This is a genomic window from Bacteroidota bacterium, assembly GCA_016183775.1.
Lineage (GTDB): Bacteria > Bacteroidota > Bacteroidia > JABDFU01 > JABDFU01 > JABDFU01.
Window position 1 is genome coordinate 25,609 of the sequence record JACPDY010000090.1, and the last position, 16,737, is coordinate 42,345.

Here is a 16,737-nt window from a genome sequence, read left to right on the forward strand (position 1 = left end):
AAAGGGATACAGCTTTTTTGCCTTTTCCTGATCAGGTAAATCCGGGCACACCTGCTTTCTGAATACATCATGGATAAAGGCCTTCAGAGGCAGTTATTAACAAAATAGCGATTTATCAACAATCTTTCATTTTTATACCTCTGAACCTTGCATGAATGCTGAATTAAATTACTTTTGCTACTGTTCTGTTAATTAATAAATGTTTAACCTAAAACTCAAAAAAATGAACAAAGCTGAATTAGTAAATTCAATTGCAACTGAAGCAAAAATTTCAAAAGCTGACGCTGGTCGTGCTCTTGATGGATTCATCAACGCTACATCTAAAGCACTTAAAAAAGGTGATAGAGTTGCTCTTGTTGGTTTCGGTACTTTCTCTGTAGCAAAACGTGCTGCCAGAAACGGTCGTAACCCACAAACCGGAAAAACCATCAAAATTTCTGCTAAAAAAGTAGCAAAATTCAAAGCTGGTGCTGATCTGAAAAAGACAGTTAACAAGTAATTTCGCTTGTTCTCAGAACAAAAAGTCCTTCCGCATTAAGCGGGGGGACTTTTTATTTTATGTAGTTTTGCCGGACTTCGACTTCGCTCAGTGACGAAGCGAAATCATTGAGCAGCGTGCTTAACTCAGTTTAAACTTAAACGGATATTATGAGCAAAGAGGATAAAATAAAAAACTTCGACCCTAATAGTATTGGTGATACCAATAACAATATTTACGGGCTCCCTTTCTCTACCGATGAAGCAACCATTGTTGTTATTCCCGTTCCATGGGAAGTGACAGTTTCTTATAGTTCGGGAACTGCCAAAGGACCACAGGCTGTTTACGATGCATCGTACCAGGTTGACCTGTACGATCCCTATATAAAAGACGCGTGGAAGATCGGCATTGCTATGGAACCGGTTTCTAAAAAGCTTCAAACTACCAGTAACGGGTTGAGAAAGAAAGCCGAAAAGTATATTGCCATGTATGAAGCGGGCAAAGAACCTTCTTCAAATAAAAGCATGAAACTTATCCAGGCGGAAATAAATAAAGCCTGCAGAAGTATGAATGAATGGGTAAAAGAAAGGGCCCTGCACTACATTGATAATAATAAAATTGTCGCGCTGCTCGGCGGAGATCATAGTACTCCCCTTGGACTTATGCAGGCACTGGCTGAAAGGCACTCTTCCTTTGCCATATTACAGATCGATGCGCATGCCGACCTGCGTGATGCTTATGAAGGATTTGAGTTCTCGCATGCTTCCATCATGTTCAATGCCATAAAAATTCCGCAAGTGAGTAAACTTGTGCAGGTTGGAATACGTGACTACTGCGAAGCAGAAGCTAACCTGGAAAGAGCTTCAAATGGTAGGATAAAAACATTTTATGACAGGGATATTAAAACCCGTCAATATGAAGGCGCTTCCTGGGCAGATATTTGCGCAGGTATTATTAAAGAACTTCCGCAAAAGATTTACCTGAGTTTTGATATTGACGGACTTGATCCGAAACTTTGTCCGCATACCGGGACTCCCGTGGCGGGTGGATTTGAATTTGAACAGGTATTGTTCCTGTTTCAAAAGATAGTTGAAAGCGGAAAGCAGATCATTGCTTTTGATATTAATGAAGTAACTCCTGGTAGAGATGAGTGGGATGCCAATGTTGGAGCAAGGTTGTTGTATAGGATTGCCGGGTTGGCGGCAAAGTCCTCAGCCTAACTCTCTCCGAAGGAGAGGGAACTAATTTACCAAATCAATAAAATCTGGTACAACCACTTGCTTATGAGTGACAATAAAAAATTGATAGAATACTTATCGGGATTTGCATCTGAAGAGCGGGTAAAGAAATTTTACGATGTGATCAATAACCGTACACGACACTTTACTATTGTACTGGAAGATATTTACCAGCCGCACAATGCCAGCGCCGTGCTTCGTTCCTGTGATTGCTTTGGGATACAGGATGTACACATTATTGAAAATAAAAATCAATATACAGTAAACCAGGATATCGCCTTGGGCTCTTCAAAATGGCTCAATCTTATTAAGTATAAAGAGCATCCGAATAATACATTGGCTTGCATCAATGACCTTAAAAAGAAGGGGTATAAGATCATTGCAACCAGCCCACATAAGGATGATAATATCATACAAAAACTGGATATAACCTCAAAAACAGCCCTGGTGTTCGGCACTGAACTAAAAGGTATATCTGATGAAGTTATGCGGCATGCGGATGGGTTTGTTAAAATACCCATGTTTGGATTTACAGAAAGCTTTAATATTTCAGTATCAGCCGCCCTGTGCCTGCATACACTTGTGCATAAGCTGCACCATTCGGAGATACACTGGCAGCTTGATAATAAAGAGAAAGAAGAGGTGATGATCGAATGGTTACGCAATTCCATTAACCGCTCGGAGCTGATAGAGGAAGAATATTACAAGAAGAAAAATACATAAGAGCTTTTGCCTTGTGAATTGCTTTGCCTACTTTTACGGTATTAAACCAAATAAAAACAAAAATGGGAAAAGGAGACAAAAAAAGCCGCAAAGGCAAAATATTTATGGGTTCGTATGGCGTAAGTCGCCCTCATAAAAAGAAAAAATCAAGAAGCGCATCACCAAAAAAGATAGCGAAGAAAGCTGAAAAAGCAGAGACAGCTGTTCCTAAAAAAACGGCTCCTAAGAAGGCAGCCAAGAAAAAAGATTAAAAGAAACCCCTGAGCGATCGGGGGTTTTTGATTTAAGGTGCCAGGCGTTGTAAATTCCAGCTAATCTCATCATCCGATAATGTAAACTGCATCCTGTCGTGCAAACGATTCTGACGGCCTTGCCAGAACTCTATCATTGATGGCTTTAACAAATAACCGCCCCAGAATGGAGGGCAGGGAACTTTTTCTCCGGGATATTTAGCCGATAATTCAACAAATTTTCCTTCAAGCACTTCTCTGCTTTTTATAACCTGGCTCTGTTCAGAAACCCATGCTCCTATCTTACTTTCACGCGGTCGCGAATTAAAATATTTTTCTGATATTTCTGCACTTACCTTTTCCAGCCGGCCTTCAACACGTACCTGGCGTTCTATCTGCGGCCAGAAGAATGTCAGCGCAGCATATGGGTTTTTAGCAATATCTACGCCCTTTTTGCTGTTATAATTGGTATAGAAAACAAATCCTTTATCAGTAAAACCTCTCAATAACACAATACGGGAAGATGGCTTTCCATCAGCACTGACAGTGGAAAGGGCCATGGCATGGGGTTCGCTTACGTTGGCCGCGATGGCTTCCTTCATCCATAATTCAAACTGCAGGACAGGATCTTTTGCAATTTCACTTTCATTCAGCTCCATCCGCGAATAGTCAGAACGGAGTTTTCGTATTTGCTGATTCAATTCATCCATGGCATCTGTTATTTAATTCCGGGAAATGCTTCCACAAATTTAACTTTTATATCCGGAAACGCGTCTACTATCTGAACCTTCAGGTCGGGAAAGGCCTCGACTACCTGCCATTTCCCACACTGGTCAGGAAAAGCTTCAACCATTTTTACTTTAATATCAGGGAACGCGTCAACTATCTGGATTTTTATATCGGGAAAGGCGGTTACATATTTGATCTTACCATATAATTTCATTCCATTGAATTTGCAATCGTCGGTGACCTTATCCCCATCAATCTTTCCCAACGCAATAGTCTTATTCACAACAGCCGAATCCTTTGGCAAGGAGCCGGCAAAACAGGTAATTGCAATATGGCCGAAGAGAATTGGAAGAAATATTCTATTAACTATCTTCATTAAAAGCAATGTGAGTTAAAGGCGTGTTCCTATCAACAATATATCATCGACCTGCTCAAATCCCTCTTTCCATTGATCAATCGCTTTGGTCATGTATTCGCCCTGTTCTTTCATATCCAGGTGTTGCGTATCAAGCAGCATTTTCTTAAACGCGCTGTATTTCAGTTTTTTCCCATTCGCCCCTCCGAACTGGTCAGCATAGCCATCAGAAAAGATATATATACTATCCCCTTTTTCCAGTTGTATACTGTGATTTGTAAATTTATGCTGATCACCCGACTTAAGGTTGCCAATTGGAAATTTATTCGCTTTTATTTCATTTAAAACACCGTTACGTATCCGGTACAATGGATTAAACGCTCCTGAATACTGCAGCTCGTTTGTTTTACGATCGAACATACAAAGCGCAATGTCCATGCCATCTTTTACCTGCTCTTCCGCGTGTGATTGGCGCAAAGTTTCACTTACACTTTTATTCAACGCGTCCAGAACAAGCGCGGGTTGAGTGATCCCCTGTTCACCCACTATTTGCTCAAGATGGTTATGCCCGATAATCGACATGAATGCTCCTGGAACGCCGTGTCCCGTACAATCAACTGCTGCGAACAACACTTTATCTCCTTTGTCGTGCAGCCAGTAAAAATCTCCACTCACAATATCCTTAGGCTTAAACAGGATAAATGTTTTCGGCAAATATTTTTCCACAAATTCATCAGGCGGCAGTATGGCATCCTGTATACGTTTTGCATAGCGTATGCTGGCCATTATATCTTTATTCTTTTCATCCAACTGCTTGTTCTTTTCCACTACTTCCGCCGTTCTTTTACGAACTTTTTCCTCAAGCACACGTTTTTCCACCACTAATTTGCGTTCCCTCCATTTTACATATGTAAAGAATAATACCACTCCGACAACCACATAGGTAAGGTATGCCCACCAGGTGAAATACCAGGGAGGCCTTACGCGGAATGAAAATGTTACAGGTTCCTTGTTCCATACTCCCAGGTTATTGGAAGCTTTGACTTTGAAGGTATAATTACCGGGAGCAAGATTTGAATAAATGACCGATGTTTGATTTGTTGCAGGCCGCCAGTTCTCTTCTTCCCCTTCAAGCATTACCATAAATTTTACCGCGTCGGGATTGGAAATACATATACCTGAATAGCTGAACATCAATGTGTTTTGATCATAGCCCAAAGAATAATTATTTTCAAGGGGAATAGAGCGTGAGTAATTGTATTTGATATCAGTGATATTGGTAAGCGCTTCAAGCGTATTCAGCTGATCGTATGTAGAGTTGTATTTTATTACCCCGTTCACAGTACCAAACCAGATATTTCCTTTTTTATCGACATGAACAGCATTCGGCTTGGTCTCAATGGCCGTGAACCCTTCGAATTTACCATAGGAAATAAAATTTTTTGAATTTTGAACAAAACGACTGAGGCCTTTGTTTGTTCCTATCCAGACATCTCCTTTATTGTCTGTAACAAGCAGGTTAATATAATCCGATACCAAACCATCCTGTGTTGTATAGTGCCTGAATGCTGTGCCATTGTATACAAATACCCCGCCGCCCGATGTGCCGATCCATAAGTTACCCGCTTTGTCTTCTGTTAATGCTGTGGGTGAGGTATTTGTTAATCCTTCCTTTTTAGCATATAATTTAAAATCTTTTCCATTGTATTTATACAACCCTCTTCCGACAACACTGATCCATATATTATTTTTTGAATCGCAATATAACGCGTTTATTTCTTTCGCGTCGAAATTCCTTGTGCCTACAAAGTCTCTTATACTGGTGGCCTCAGGATCAAACACAACCAAAGCATTACCAGTAGCGATCCAGATATTATCCTTTGCGTCAACGCACAACGCGGCAATGAATGGATTACTTATAAAGTCATTAACAACAGAAACAGCACCGAACTCATTTGTTTTGGAGTTGTACTTCAATAATTTATCCTGGTAGGTACCCAGCCAAACATCTCCTTTGCTGTCGCGGACTGCCGCACGAAATGCCACCTTTCCGCTGCCTATGATCTTTTCGTGATTGTTAAACGTGCCTGCGACAGGATCTAATACAGATACACCGTTGCCTGTTGCAATAAAAATATTTCCATTCTCCACTTCCTGAACAGCCCATACCTTGTCATTGATCAATCCCTGGGAAACATTATACGTAATAAAGCGCTCACCTTTAAAGATGAATAACCCGCTGCCCTGCGTACCAACCAGTATATTGCCTTCACGGTCAATACTCAGCGCGTAAATTTTCAAGGCTGGCAAACCATTACCTGCGTGATAGTTCGTCAATTTCCCATCAGCGGATAGTTTAACCAGTCCGTCGCCCCATGTGGCCGCCCAGGTATTACCATTCTTATCAAAAACAATATCGCGTATCCATACAGGAACGGGAAATGACCTGGTTGATCTTTTCACCGGATCATACTTTACAAGTGCCGGTTGACCTAAAGTGGAACCATACCAAAGGTTACCTTGTTCATCTTCTTTGATAGCGGACACATAAGCTACCGACTGTCCGTTTATACGAAGGAATTCGAACTTGTCTGAGCCGGGTAATAAATATTTTACTCCTACATCAGTGAGGAAACAGATGTTTCCGTTTTTCGACTCAAACATACTGAACACATAGCTGCTCAGGCCGTCGCCGGAACAATAGAATTTTAAATTCCCTTCAGCAGTAAGTTCGTCATTTGGTTTATTGATCAGTACAACACCAAACATGGCAACGGACACCCATATTTTGCCTGTCTTATCTTCATAAATAGAATAGATCTTTTTATCCCTGATACTGTCAGGTGATAGCTTTTCAAACTTGTTGTCGATATAACGGGTTATGGTACCGGAACTGTGCCCAAGCCAAAGCTCGTCGTTACTGGTCAAGAGCATGGCGCTGATATTGTTATCAGCTAAGCCATCGTCGGTTGTGTAATTGTAAAAAGTCTTTCCATCGAATCGTGAAAGTCCGCCTTCTGTTCCGAGCCATATATTCCCCTTTTTATCCTGTACAATACCAATGACATTGGATTGAATAAGACCTTCGGTTACGGAGTAATTGTCGAATGAATAAAGTTGTGAGAATAACTGACCTGAAAGGAAGCAAAGGAGAATTAAAAAGAAACCATCTTTTTTACGATACATGAGTCATTTCTACATTATTTTTTCATGAAAAAGAAGGTGCCGTCTTCATCCTCGAGATCCTTGATCTTACGAAGTTTCGGGGCCTGGTTAGCTGTTTTCTGAACAGCAGAGGCTACCTTTTCCGAAATCTTGTCAATTGAAATGCAGCCATCCGGATTGTTGTTCAATGAGGCAGCGAATGTTTTTGTGAACTGGGAGTTGTCGGCAGCCAATTCGAAACCGGCGGATGAAAGTACCTGGGAGGATTTCAGTTTTGTTGATTCCCAATCATCACAGCGTCTTTCCTTAGGTGTTGCACGCATGGCAAGCATAAATGAGGGACCGGATTCACATGCATCAGTTATTACGAGGAGGTGGGCCAATTTATCATATCCCTGGAGCGATCCTTTTAAATTATTTATGCTAAAGTAAGTGAACTCATCATCCACTTTGGCATCCACAGGTATCCAATAGCCTGTCTGGTTCACGAACTTACCATGACCGGCATACCAGATAACAACTGATGTTACATTATTCAGCCTTAACTGATCGCGCAATTCAATAGAGAAGAATTTTTCAAGACCATCTTTGGTAAGATCTTTTTTATGAATTATTTTATTCACCTTATAATTTACAAGTGCTGATTTCATCATGGTCACGTCCTTACCGGGTCCTTCGAGTATCGGAAAGTTCTTGTAATTGGTATTTTCAACAAATACGACCCAGGTAATACCCATAGGATTATCCCTGGCCACAAGCGCCCCTTCCCTGTTGAGTTTGTATTTTACATTTGTTTCATTTCCATTGATATCTCTCACCCTGATATTTATATCGTTTTTATTGGCAATGCTCGCTTTGATGGAAAAGGTCGGATTTAAAGCTTCAAGCGCATAACTGGCCGAAACACCTTCAACGATAATTGATTCGATCAGGCTCTCGTCCTTTACTTTGCCTTCAATATAAAGTTCGGGGTTGGTATTATCCATGAATATTTCATTGTCAGACGAAGCCATCGGCGATATTAATTCAACCAAAGGCTTATTGATCTCCGTGCGATCGATAGTGTAGATAATTTTTTTAGTATTATCGTATATATCGCTTGCCGTTATCGAAAATTCATTTCCGGTGCCTATCTGAATTCCTCCACTGAAATCGGGATTAAGAGTGTCCTTACTAAAATTAGCAGGAACATTATTGATGTTTATAGCCTTGATCTTACTTGCATCCTTAACAGTCCCCCTTACTACGATCTCCGTTTTATCGCCGGGAAGTTTAACTACATTCTTTTCATTTGCTTTAGGTGTAAGAAGTTCTATTTCGGGTTTATAACTTTCACGGTTCAACTCGAACAGTTTTTCTATAGCGGCCTTCATCATCTCTCTGGCTTTCTCATTATTCGGAGCAAGTGTCATTATCTTTTCATAATCGACCGCTGCCGATTTAAAATTGGTAAGCTGTTCATAGTTCCAGGCGCGTTTGTAATAAGCCTGCAAAAGATCCTTCCCGTTCATCCCGATCACTTTTGAGAAGTCGTATATCGCGTTCTGGTATTGACCTAATTTTTCGTAATACTCTCCCCTCTTCATGAATAACATTTCATTGTTCTGATCGCTGACAATTACCTTTGAAATATCATTCACAGCTGTTCCGAAATCATTTTTGCTGGCAAAGATGCAGCTGCGGGCATAAAAAATATCTTTATTGGTCGGATCTTTCGATATCGCTACATCAGCAATGCTTAATGCTTCGTCATACTTTTTCAGTTTATCCTGTACAAGAATAAGTCCGACATAAGCTGGGATAAACTTTGAGTCATAGTATTTGGAATTTTTATAGTCCTTCTCCGCTTCAATATAATTTTTCAGACTGTCCAACATAACCGCGTGATAGTAATAGGCCGGTGCTGTTCTTTTATTATCAATCCAGAGTTGTGAAGCCTCCAGTCCATCCTTGAAATTTTTGAGCTTCAAAAGAACCTTGAGAAAAACCTCTATGGCTTCACTATATTCTTTATCCTTAACAATGGCATCCCTGAGCATTGCGTCGGCTTCCGTATACTTACCGAGATCATAATAAAGACGTCCTGCATTGTAATAATTTTCTTTATCCTTGGGTGCAAAAACAGTTGCGCGCCTGTAGTCATCGGCCGCATCAGCACTTTTTCCTGTTTTTTCATAGCAATATGCGCGGGCCTGATAAGCCTTAACATACTTGGGATCAAGTTCTATTGCTTTCGTATAACTGGCAATTGCATCCTGGTAGGACAGACTTTCAAGAAATTTCCCTCCGGTGCTGTAAAATTTTTTTGCACTCTGCCCTTTTACAAATAAAGTGCATATCAGAAGGGAAAATAACAGGAGTGTTTTCTTAAACATAGTTATGCGCTTAACAAATGGATGATCGGTAATTTAACTACATCTGGTTTCTTATGCTGCTGATATAATCAGTTCCCACATGGTCCGCATGGCAAACTCCATAAAAACCAATATATTATACAGACAAAAATATAAAAATACTGTATTATAGAAGGCTTAATTACTATTATTTATTATCAATTTTCAGCGCTCGTGTCCTTGCAATCCCCTTATTTTTATGTTTTAGCTTTTGTTTAAGGATAAATTGCGATTTTTAACACATCAATAGCGGAAATGGTAAAAAAAAGCACCAATAAACAACAGGGCAATCCTGCCGTAGTAAATAAAAATTTACATCCCGAGCTTAATAAAAAGCGGCTGGTAATTATGGCGCTGATTGTAGCATTGCTTGGTTTTGTACTTTACTCAAATACATTCAATCACAAATTTGTATTGGATGATATCCCAACCATAAAGGGGAATTTTCTTACTAAACAAGGTTTTGCGGGGATCCCTAAATTATTACAGACGGCATATTGGTACGGAAGTGATGGTAAAAATGAGATGTTTTACCGGCCCCTATCTGTGGTAATGTTCGCGGCGGAATGGGAGTTATGGCCTGATAATCCTACTGCGGGACATGTAATCAATGTTTTGCTATACGCGCTGACAGGTTTCATTCTGTTTTTTACGCTGCGGAAATTATTCATTGACATGAGTCCGCTTATTCCTTTTGCCGCAAGCCTTTTATTTATTGCTCATCCTCTGCATACGGAAGTGGTCGCCAATATTAAAAGCCGCGATGAGATCCTGTCATTTTTGTTTCTCCTTATTTCATTAAATACGCTATTGGACTATGTGAGAAATAATGTGCCGCGTAAATTAATTATCTCGTTGTTTTGTTTTTTTCTTGCCTTAATGTCGAAAGAATCATCGATCCTGTACCTGGTCATTTTCCCCGTTGCTGTATTTTACTATACAAGTGCTACGGTTAAGAAGAATGCGGTAATTATGGCCGGGTATGTGTTTGCCGCGGTTATATACATGATCATACGAGCTTCCGTGCTTGACAGGCAGATGGTCGGAGAAATAGCTTCGGTAATTGACAATACAGTTTCCGCAAGCGATTACCCACATCGTTTTGCTACCGCTATGGTAATTATAGGAACCTATATTAAGCTGTTGATTATTCCTCATCCACTTGTTTACGACTACTCATTCGCCACCTTTAAAATTGTTGGTCCCGGGAATGTTTGGGCACTATTATCGGTATTGGTGTATGTAAGCATCGGTATTTATATTTTCAGAAATTTTTTGAAGAAGGATACGATCGTTTTTAGCCTGATCATTTACCTGCTTCCTGTGATCCTTGTCTCAAATATATTCTTTCTTACCCGCTCCACTGCTGCTGAACGTTTTTTGTACCAACCTTCACTTGGATTCGCTATCATCGCATCCTTACTGTTGGCAAAAGTCACAGGAACAGAAATTGTCAAACGAAATTTTTACAGCATTTCAACACTTATTAAAAACAATATGAAATTGTTTGGTTTGGTCGGAGTGCTGCTTGTCCTCTATTCATTTAAAACATATAAGAGGGCTGAAACATGGAAAGATAACCTCACGTTGTTTCGCACCGATCTGCAATATATTCCCAACAGCGCACGGGCCCAGTTTAACTATGCAAAAGATCTCACCACAAAACTTGTACACGATTCAATTAAAACACCAGCTGAACAGGAACGGGTTTATAATGAAGCAATAACCGCCGCTAATCGCGCTTTGCAAATAATCGATGGGTATGTTGAACCTTATTATTTGCTCGGACAACTGGCAGGCTACAAAAAAAATTATGCAAGATCAATTGAATATTATAAGAAAGTAATGTCCAGAAACAACCAATACCTTTATATGTACAACAACCTGGGAACGAATTATTACCGTCTCAACCAATTGGATAGCGCCATGAAATACCTGAACATAGCAATTAAAATGCAGCCCGATTATGCGGAAGCATACAGTAACTTAGGAGCTGTTTATACAGCGCGGGGGATGCAAAAGAAAGCCATTGATAGCTATACAACGGCGATAGCACTCGTCCCCGGCTTTTACGATGCTTACGTCAATATGGGCAATTGTTACGGAATAATGAAGGATTACACTAAAGCGCTGGGTTGTTTTTTGAAAGGGCTTAAAATAAAAAATAATGACCCCGGCTTGTATTCTTATATTGGCATGACCTATGGGTTTATGGGAGATACTGTTAATGCAAGGATATACAATGATAGGTCAGTCTTGTTAAAACAGTCGAGATAAAAATTGGAAATTAATGAATATATTGCGCGATGAGTAAGAAAACGATTCAGCCGGATAAGGGAAAACTACTGATAGCGGAGCCCTTCATGAAAGATCCATATTTTAAAAGGTCGGTGCTTATCCTTGCCGATCATAATGAGAAAGGATCATTTGGTTTTATACTGAACAAAGCCATTGAGATGAAAATATATGATGCCGTTATTGACTTTCCTGAATATACAGAACCCATTTACCTGGGTGGACCTGTAGCGACCGATCAGCTGTTTTATATTCACACCCTTGGTGATGTAATTACAAAAGGTGTTGAATGATCAAAAAGAAAGAGATCGGTCCCGAACAAATTCGTTTTTTTGTTGGTTACGCAGGCTGGGATCCCGATCAGCTGGATAGAGAAATGAAAGAAAATTCGTGGATCGTGGCAGAACCAAAAATAAATGTTATCATGGATCCGAAGGCAAATGAACTGTGGCCAAAAGTGATCAGATCGTTAGGCGGAGAATATAAAATGATGGCTAATTACCCGGAGGATCCACAATTAAATTAATCAAAAGTACTGACTTTGTTATCTGATTAAGTATGCTTAAATTAGCGTATGAACAATACGGGTATGCGTATATCCTTGTTTATTAAGTGTCTATCCGCTTTTATTGCAGCTTCAACAGGTGTAATAAGTGCCCAAACCGTTACTGTTAATGATGCTACAGTTTGCATGGGCCATTGCGCTACATTAGTGGCAACAGGAGCTGGCGGAACTTTTCCTTACACCTATTTATGGAGTAATGGGGAAACAGCTTCAACTATAAGTGTTTGTCCTTCAACAAGTACTAATTACACAGTAACATTATCTGATGCTTCCGGTGGTTTAGCAACTACAACCGCTTTGGTAACGGTAAAACCTCCCTTAAATATAGCGGCCCCGTCAATAATGCTAAAGTGTTTTGGTGACACTAATGGTATCGCGACTGTTACCCCGGTAAATGGCGGATCTCCTCCGTTTATATACATTTGGAATACCGGTCAAACAACTCCAAGCATTTCGGGCCTGGGTGCCGGGACTTATAAAGTTACTGTGACAGAAAGCAAAGGTTGTTCCGCCGCAGCCACAGTTATGGTCAGCCAGCCATCAGCAATAAGTGCCAATGTAATACCAGCAGCGGCAACATGCGGAGCTTCGAATGGTTCTGCAATCGTAAGTTCTACAGGGGGAACCGGTACACATAATTATTTCTGGAGTAATGGAGTAACAGGGAATGTTGCAAGCGGACTTTCAGCGGGGTTTTATATAGTGACTGTTAAAGATGTTAATGCATGCTCAAAAGTCTTAATCACATTAATTCCCAACGCGGGCAGCGGAACTGCCAGTGCTTTTCGACTTTCAAATGTAAGTTGCTTTGGCGGGAACAATGGTTCCGCCAAAGTAAATATGTCGGGAGGAATCACTCCCTATTCTTATAGCTGGAGCAATGGAGCGACCACACAGGTCGCCAGCGGGCTTCCGGCAGGAACATATTATGTAATAGTGCGTGATGCCGCTTCCTGCCTGACCGGCTCTATTGTTAATATAACCCAACCTCCTCCCCTGAAAGTAACTCTGACAGTCAACCAACCCATCTGTGGTTCGGCAAATGGAAATGCTTCTGCCAATGCAACCGGGGGTACCGGGTCATATAATTACAGTTGGAGTAACGGCGCCACCTCCAAAACCATATCGGGGCTTCCGGCGGGAACTTATAGCGTAACTGTTGCAGACACAAATAATTGTAAAACTTCAGATGTCGCAATGCTGCTGGGTATAACAGCTCCAATTGTAATTTTAACTGCCAGTCCGTTGATGTGTAATGGTGATAGCAATGGTTCTGCAACAATTGCTGTTGCAAGCAGCACAGGTATGCCTTATACCTACAGTTGGAGCAATGGAGTAACAGGAACAACAGGTATCAGCGGTTTAACGGCCGGTACTTACGCTGTTACAGTAACCAATTCATACGGATGTGCTACAAGCAGATCAGTCGTTATTACAGAACCTCCTGCAATTACATTAACGGCCAACTCATTAACCATTCCTTGCGTTATTGTAAATGGCAGCGCTCTTGCAACAGCAATGGGCGGAACCGGTACCTTCACGTACAGCTGGAGCAGCGGCGCGACCGGACAAACTGTTTCCGGGCTTACACCGGGCACACATTCCGTAACCGCAATTGATGCCAATGGCTGTATTAAAAGCACAACAATTAATATCGTCTATTCAGGCGGAAGTACAGCTGTAGCCACAGTTCTGTCTAATGTAAGCTGTAAGGGAGGCAGTAACGGAAGCGCAAGTGCCGTTTTATCCGGCGGAAATCTCATTTCCGCTTATTCATGGAATAACGGAGCAACAAATTCTTCAATTTCAGGAGTTATTGCGGGAAGCTATACTGTTACGATCACTGATAACAACGGCTGCAAATTCACCACTGTTGCCGTAATAGCCGAGCCACCTCAGCTTACTGACGCTGTATCTATAGTAAATGCTGCATCAGCAACAAGCTGCGATGGGTCTATCACTTCTGCGGCATCCGGCGGAACTCCGCCTTATTCTTATCAATGGTCGAATAGTGTTACAACCGCTGTTATTTCCAGTCTCTGCACCGGACTTTATGCTTATACAATTACAGATAGCCAAGGCTGTGAGTTCAGGAACAGTGTCGTGCTCTCTGATACACTAAATGGCTGCAACCTGCATTTTTACAATATGATCACACCCAATGGCGATGGCAATAATGACTATTGGCACATCGACTGCATTACAGCGTACGCCTTAAATAATGTCGCCATTTTTAACCGCTGGGGCAACAGGATATGGCAGACGGATGGGTACAACAACACAGATCGTGCGTGGAAAGGCACTGATCAATCCGGAACAGCAATGCCCGAAGGAACCTACTTTTACGTTGTTAAAGTAAATTCAATTGAATATTCGGGAAAGGTAGAACTTCTGAAATGATAAAAACGGGTAACTTATTTTTATACTTTATCATTTTATTTTTTGCCGGCACCCTGTCGGCCCAGCAGTACCCGCAGTACAGCGGGTATATGTTCAACCGGTTCGCCATCAATCCTGCCTATGCCGGTAATTACAACACGTTCCAGGCTACAGCCATGATACGTAATCAATGGGTAGGTATACAGAATGCGCCCAATACCTCTTCCCTCTCATTTCATGGCAGCCTGAAAAACGAAAAGGTCGCGCTTGGCTTTAATGTATTCAGCGATGAGATCGGGTTCTCAAAAACAAATGCGGTTTTTGGCACCTATGCTTATCGTCTTATTATGCCCACCGGTACATTGTCGTTTGGCTTACGCCTGGGTGTCGCGAATGTTTCTTATAACTGGGAGGATGTCGACGTAAAGGATAAAGTTGACGCGTTGTTAGGAGCAGGGGTTACAAATGTTTCCCGTGTGCTTTCCGACGCCGGTGTATATTATCACAACAATACATTTTACGCCGGGCTTAGCGCCACAAACCTAATCGGGACAGGAATGCCCACACTGAATTATTCCCAGCTGCTTCTCCCCCATTTCTTTGTCACAGCAGGTAAATCATTCAGCATATCCGATAATTTGATAATCAACCCTTCCGTTTTAGTTAAACTGGTTCAGGGTGCCATGGGTGTTGATTTAAACTGTAACTTCCTTATCAGCAATAAACTTTGGTTAGGCATATCGGGCAGAATGGGATATGGTTACGTTCTGTTAATGCAATACAATATCACCGAAAAATTCAAAATAGGTTACGCGTATGATCTCGGCCGCAATGATATCGGTATCATTGGCGGTTCATCGCACGAAATCATGTTGGGATATAATTTTAGTTTATTTAGCAGGAAAATGCAGTCATTCAGATTTCTCTGATCCGTATGGTAAAAAAAACAGGTATACTATTTATTATTCTTGCCGTGATCTGTTCCGCGAAGATGAACGCGCAGCTCACGAAAGCCGATAAATACTATTCGAATTACGAATACGCTAATGCCATACCCTGCTATTTAAAAGTTGTTAAAAAAGGAACTAACCTACCTGCTTTACAAAACCTGGCTCACTGTTACAGGCTCACAAAAAATTATACCCAGGCGGAGATCTACTATGCACAGGCTGTGCAGCAAATGGGTGTTGATCCCATTACCTTTTTCTATTACGGCCTGGTTTTAAAGAACAATAAAAAGTATGAAGAAGCCGAAAAACAGTTTAACCGTTATATGGAGCTGGTACCTTCCGATAAAAAGGCCGACCTCTCGGTAAAATCGATGCAGGAATTAAAACTCATCATGTCGCAGCCATCCCATTATGAGGTAATCAACGTAAAAGCCCTCAACTCGCTCCGCTCGGAGTTCGCGCCGGCGTTTTATAAGAATGGCCTGGTTTATACCAGCGACCGCGAGCCCGATCTCGTTAACTTTCAGAATAGCGAATGGAACAAGCATCCGTACTTCAACCTGTACTTTGCCGAAAAGGATCCGAAAGATAAAACTATATTCAAGTCCTCTCAACGCTTTTCCAAAAAGGTTAACAGTCCTTATCATGATGGTATTGCAACCTTCAATAGTGATCAGACGCAAATGTTCTTTACACGTATTGAAACGCGTTCGGCATCGAACAAAATATTTGAGCCGCATATCTATTCTTCCAAGGCTTCCAATGGTAAATGGGATAAAGGAAAACTTGTTCCCCTGGCAAACGACAGCGCCTGGGTTTCACATCCAAGCCTGTCGGCCGATGGACAGCAATTGTATTTCGCGGCGGATATCGCCGGAGGTTTTGGAGGGAAAGATATTTATGTATCGAAAAAAGAAGGTGACAAATGGGGCGCGCCGCAAAATCTCGGACCTGTTATAAATACTGTGCTTGATGAGGTATTCCCATATATCCGTAAGGACAATGTTTTGTTTTTCAGTTCAACCGGTCATACAGGCCTGGGAGGATTTGATATTTTTTCATCATCACAGATCGATGGTAAATGGAATGAGCCCGAGAACCTGGGTACGCCACTTAACTCATCCACAGACGATTTCGGTATTCTATTCGGAGAGGATAATATATCCGGCTATTTTTCATCCGACAGGGCTGATGGCCAGGGCGCGGATGACATTTACAGTTTCGTTCAGCTGAAACT

14 protein-coding genes are annotated in these 16,737 nt (G+C 41.3%); 10 read left to right on the forward strand and 4 right to left on the reverse strand.

The window, feature by feature from the left end; translation table 11 throughout:
- Nucleotides 1-223: 223 nt before the first annotated feature.
- From HYU69_11350 to HYU69_11365, 4 genes are all read left to right on the forward strand, one after another.
- Nucleotides 224-499 carry an HU family DNA-binding protein gene (locus HYU69_11350; protein MBI2270929.1) on the forward strand — a complete coding sequence of 92 codons (276 nt, stop codon included), beginning with the start codon at nt 224-226 and terminating at the stop codon, nt 497-499.
- A gap of 149 nt (nt 500-648) precedes the next feature.
- The gene (locus HYU69_11355; GenBank protein ID MBI2270930.1) at nt 649-1,698 is read left to right on the forward strand and encodes an agmatinase family protein; all 1,050 of its coding nucleotides are present in this window, start codon (nt 649-651) and stop codon (nt 1,696-1,698) included.
- A gap of 63 nt (nt 1,699-1,761) precedes the next feature.
- Entirely contained in the window at nt 1,762-2,439 is a 678-nt protein-coding gene (locus HYU69_11360; GenBank protein ID MBI2270931.1) for an RNA methyltransferase, read from the forward strand.
- 62 nt (nt 2,440-2,501) lie between these two features.
- Nucleotides 2,502-2,690 carry a 30S ribosomal protein THX gene (locus HYU69_11365; protein ID MBI2270932.1) on the forward strand — a complete coding sequence of 63 codons (189 nt, stop codon included), beginning with the start codon at nt 2,502-2,504 and terminating at the stop codon, nt 2,688-2,690.
- A gap of 32 nt (nt 2,691-2,722) precedes the next feature.
- Here HYU69_11365 and pdxH read toward each other — a convergent pair whose 3' ends face one another.
- From pdxH to HYU69_11385, 4 genes are all read right to left on the reverse strand, one after another.
- Entirely contained in the window at nt 2,723-3,379 is a 657-nt protein-coding gene (gene pdxH, locus HYU69_11370; protein MBI2270933.1) for a pyridoxamine 5'-phosphate oxidase, read from the reverse strand.
- An 8-nt stretch (nt 3,380-3,387) separates the two neighbouring features.
- Nucleotides 3,388-3,702 (reverse strand): hypothetical protein, encoded by a 315-nt coding sequence (locus tag HYU69_11375; GenBank protein MBI2270934.1) that lies wholly within the window; start codon nt 3,700-3,702, stop codon nt 3,388-3,390.
- A gap of 87 nt (nt 3,703-3,789) precedes the next feature.
- The gene (locus tag HYU69_11380; protein MBI2270935.1) at nt 3,790-6,939 is read right to left on the reverse strand and encodes a SpoIIE family protein phosphatase; all 3,150 of its coding nucleotides are present in this window, start codon (nt 6,937-6,939) and stop codon (nt 3,790-3,792) included.
- 14 nt (nt 6,940-6,953) lie between these two features.
- Entirely contained in the window at nt 6,954-9,293 is a 2,340-nt protein-coding gene (locus tag HYU69_11385) for a tetratricopeptide repeat protein (GenBank protein MBI2270936.1), read from the reverse strand.
- Between the two features lie 273 nt (nt 9,294-9,566).
- On the opposite strand from HYU69_11385, the gene HYU69_11390 reads away from it, so the two are divergent.
- The 6 genes from HYU69_11390 to HYU69_11415 all read left to right on the forward strand — a co-directional run.
- Nucleotides 9,567-11,588 carry a tetratricopeptide repeat protein gene (locus tag HYU69_11390; protein ID MBI2270937.1) on the forward strand — a complete coding sequence of 674 codons (2,022 nt, stop codon included), beginning with the start codon at nt 9,567-9,569 and terminating at the stop codon, nt 11,586-11,588.
- 29 nt (nt 11,589-11,617) lie between these two features.
- Nucleotides 11,618-11,899, forward strand: coding sequence for a YqgE/AlgH family protein (locus HYU69_11395; GenBank protein ID MBI2270938.1), 282 nt, complete (start codon nt 11,618-11,620; stop codon nt 11,897-11,899).
- On the forward strand, nt 11,896-12,132 hold the full coding sequence (locus HYU69_11400; GenBank protein MBI2270939.1) for a YqgE/AlgH family protein: 237 nt from the start codon (nt 11,896-11,898) through the stop codon (nt 12,130-12,132). Before HYU69_11395 ends, HYU69_11400 begins: the two co-directional genes overlap by 4 nt.
- Nucleotides 12,133-12,180: 48 nt before the next feature.
- Nucleotides 12,181-14,571 carry a gliding motility-associated C-terminal domain-containing protein gene (locus HYU69_11405; protein ID MBI2270940.1) on the forward strand — a complete coding sequence of 797 codons (2,391 nt, stop codon included), beginning with the start codon at nt 12,181-12,183 and terminating at the stop codon, nt 14,569-14,571.
- Nucleotides 14,568-15,479, forward strand: a complete 912-nt coding sequence (locus HYU69_11410) for a type IX secretion system membrane protein PorP/SprF (protein ID MBI2270941.1) — start codon at nt 14,568-14,570, stop codon at nt 15,477-15,479. Before HYU69_11405 ends, HYU69_11410 begins: the two co-directional genes overlap by 4 nt.
- A gap of 5 nt (nt 15,480-15,484) precedes the next feature.
- Nucleotides 15,485-16,737: tetratricopeptide repeat protein (locus tag HYU69_11415; protein MBI2270942.1), on the forward strand; the 1,253-nt coding region annotated here is incomplete at its 3' end.

Coding starts and splice junctions, on each gene's coding strand:
- HYU69_11350 (MBI2270929.1), top strand. CDS start 224: ATGAACAAAGCTGAATTAGTAAATTCAATTGCAACTGAAGCAAAAATT.
- HYU69_11355 (MBI2270930.1), top strand. CDS start 649: ATGAGCAAAGAGGATAAAATAAAAAACTTCGACCCTAATAGTATTGGT.
- HYU69_11360 (MBI2270931.1), top strand. CDS start 1,762: ATGAGTGACAATAAAAAATTGATAGAATACTTATCGGGATTTGCATCT.
- HYU69_11365 (MBI2270932.1), top strand. CDS start 2,502: ATGGGAAAAGGAGACAAAAAAAGCCGCAAAGGCAAAATATTTATGGGT.
- pdxH (MBI2270933.1), bottom strand. CDS start 3,379: ATGGATGAATTGAATCAGCAAATACGAAAACTCCGTTCTGACTATTCG.
- HYU69_11380 (MBI2270935.1), bottom strand. CDS start 6,939: ATGTATCGTAAAAAAGATGGTTTCTTTTTAATTCTCCTTTGCTTCCTT.
- HYU69_11385 (MBI2270936.1), bottom strand. CDS start 9,293: ATGTTTAAGAAAACACTCCTGTTATTTTCCCTTCTGATATGCACTTTA.
- HYU69_11390 (MBI2270937.1), top strand. CDS start 9,567: ATGGTAAAAAAAAGCACCAATAAACAACAGGGCAATCCTGCCGTAGTA.
- HYU69_11395 (MBI2270938.1), top strand. CDS start 11,618: ATGAGTAAGAAAACGATTCAGCCGGATAAGGGAAAACTACTGATAGCG.
- HYU69_11400 (MBI2270939.1), top strand. CDS start 11,896: ATGATCAAAAAGAAAGAGATCGGTCCCGAACAAATTCGTTTTTTTGTT.
- HYU69_11405 (MBI2270940.1), top strand. CDS start 12,181: ATGAACAATACGGGTATGCGTATATCCTTGTTTATTAAGTGTCTATCC.
- HYU69_11410 (MBI2270941.1), top strand. CDS start 14,568: ATGATAAAAACGGGTAACTTATTTTTATACTTTATCATTTTATTTTTT.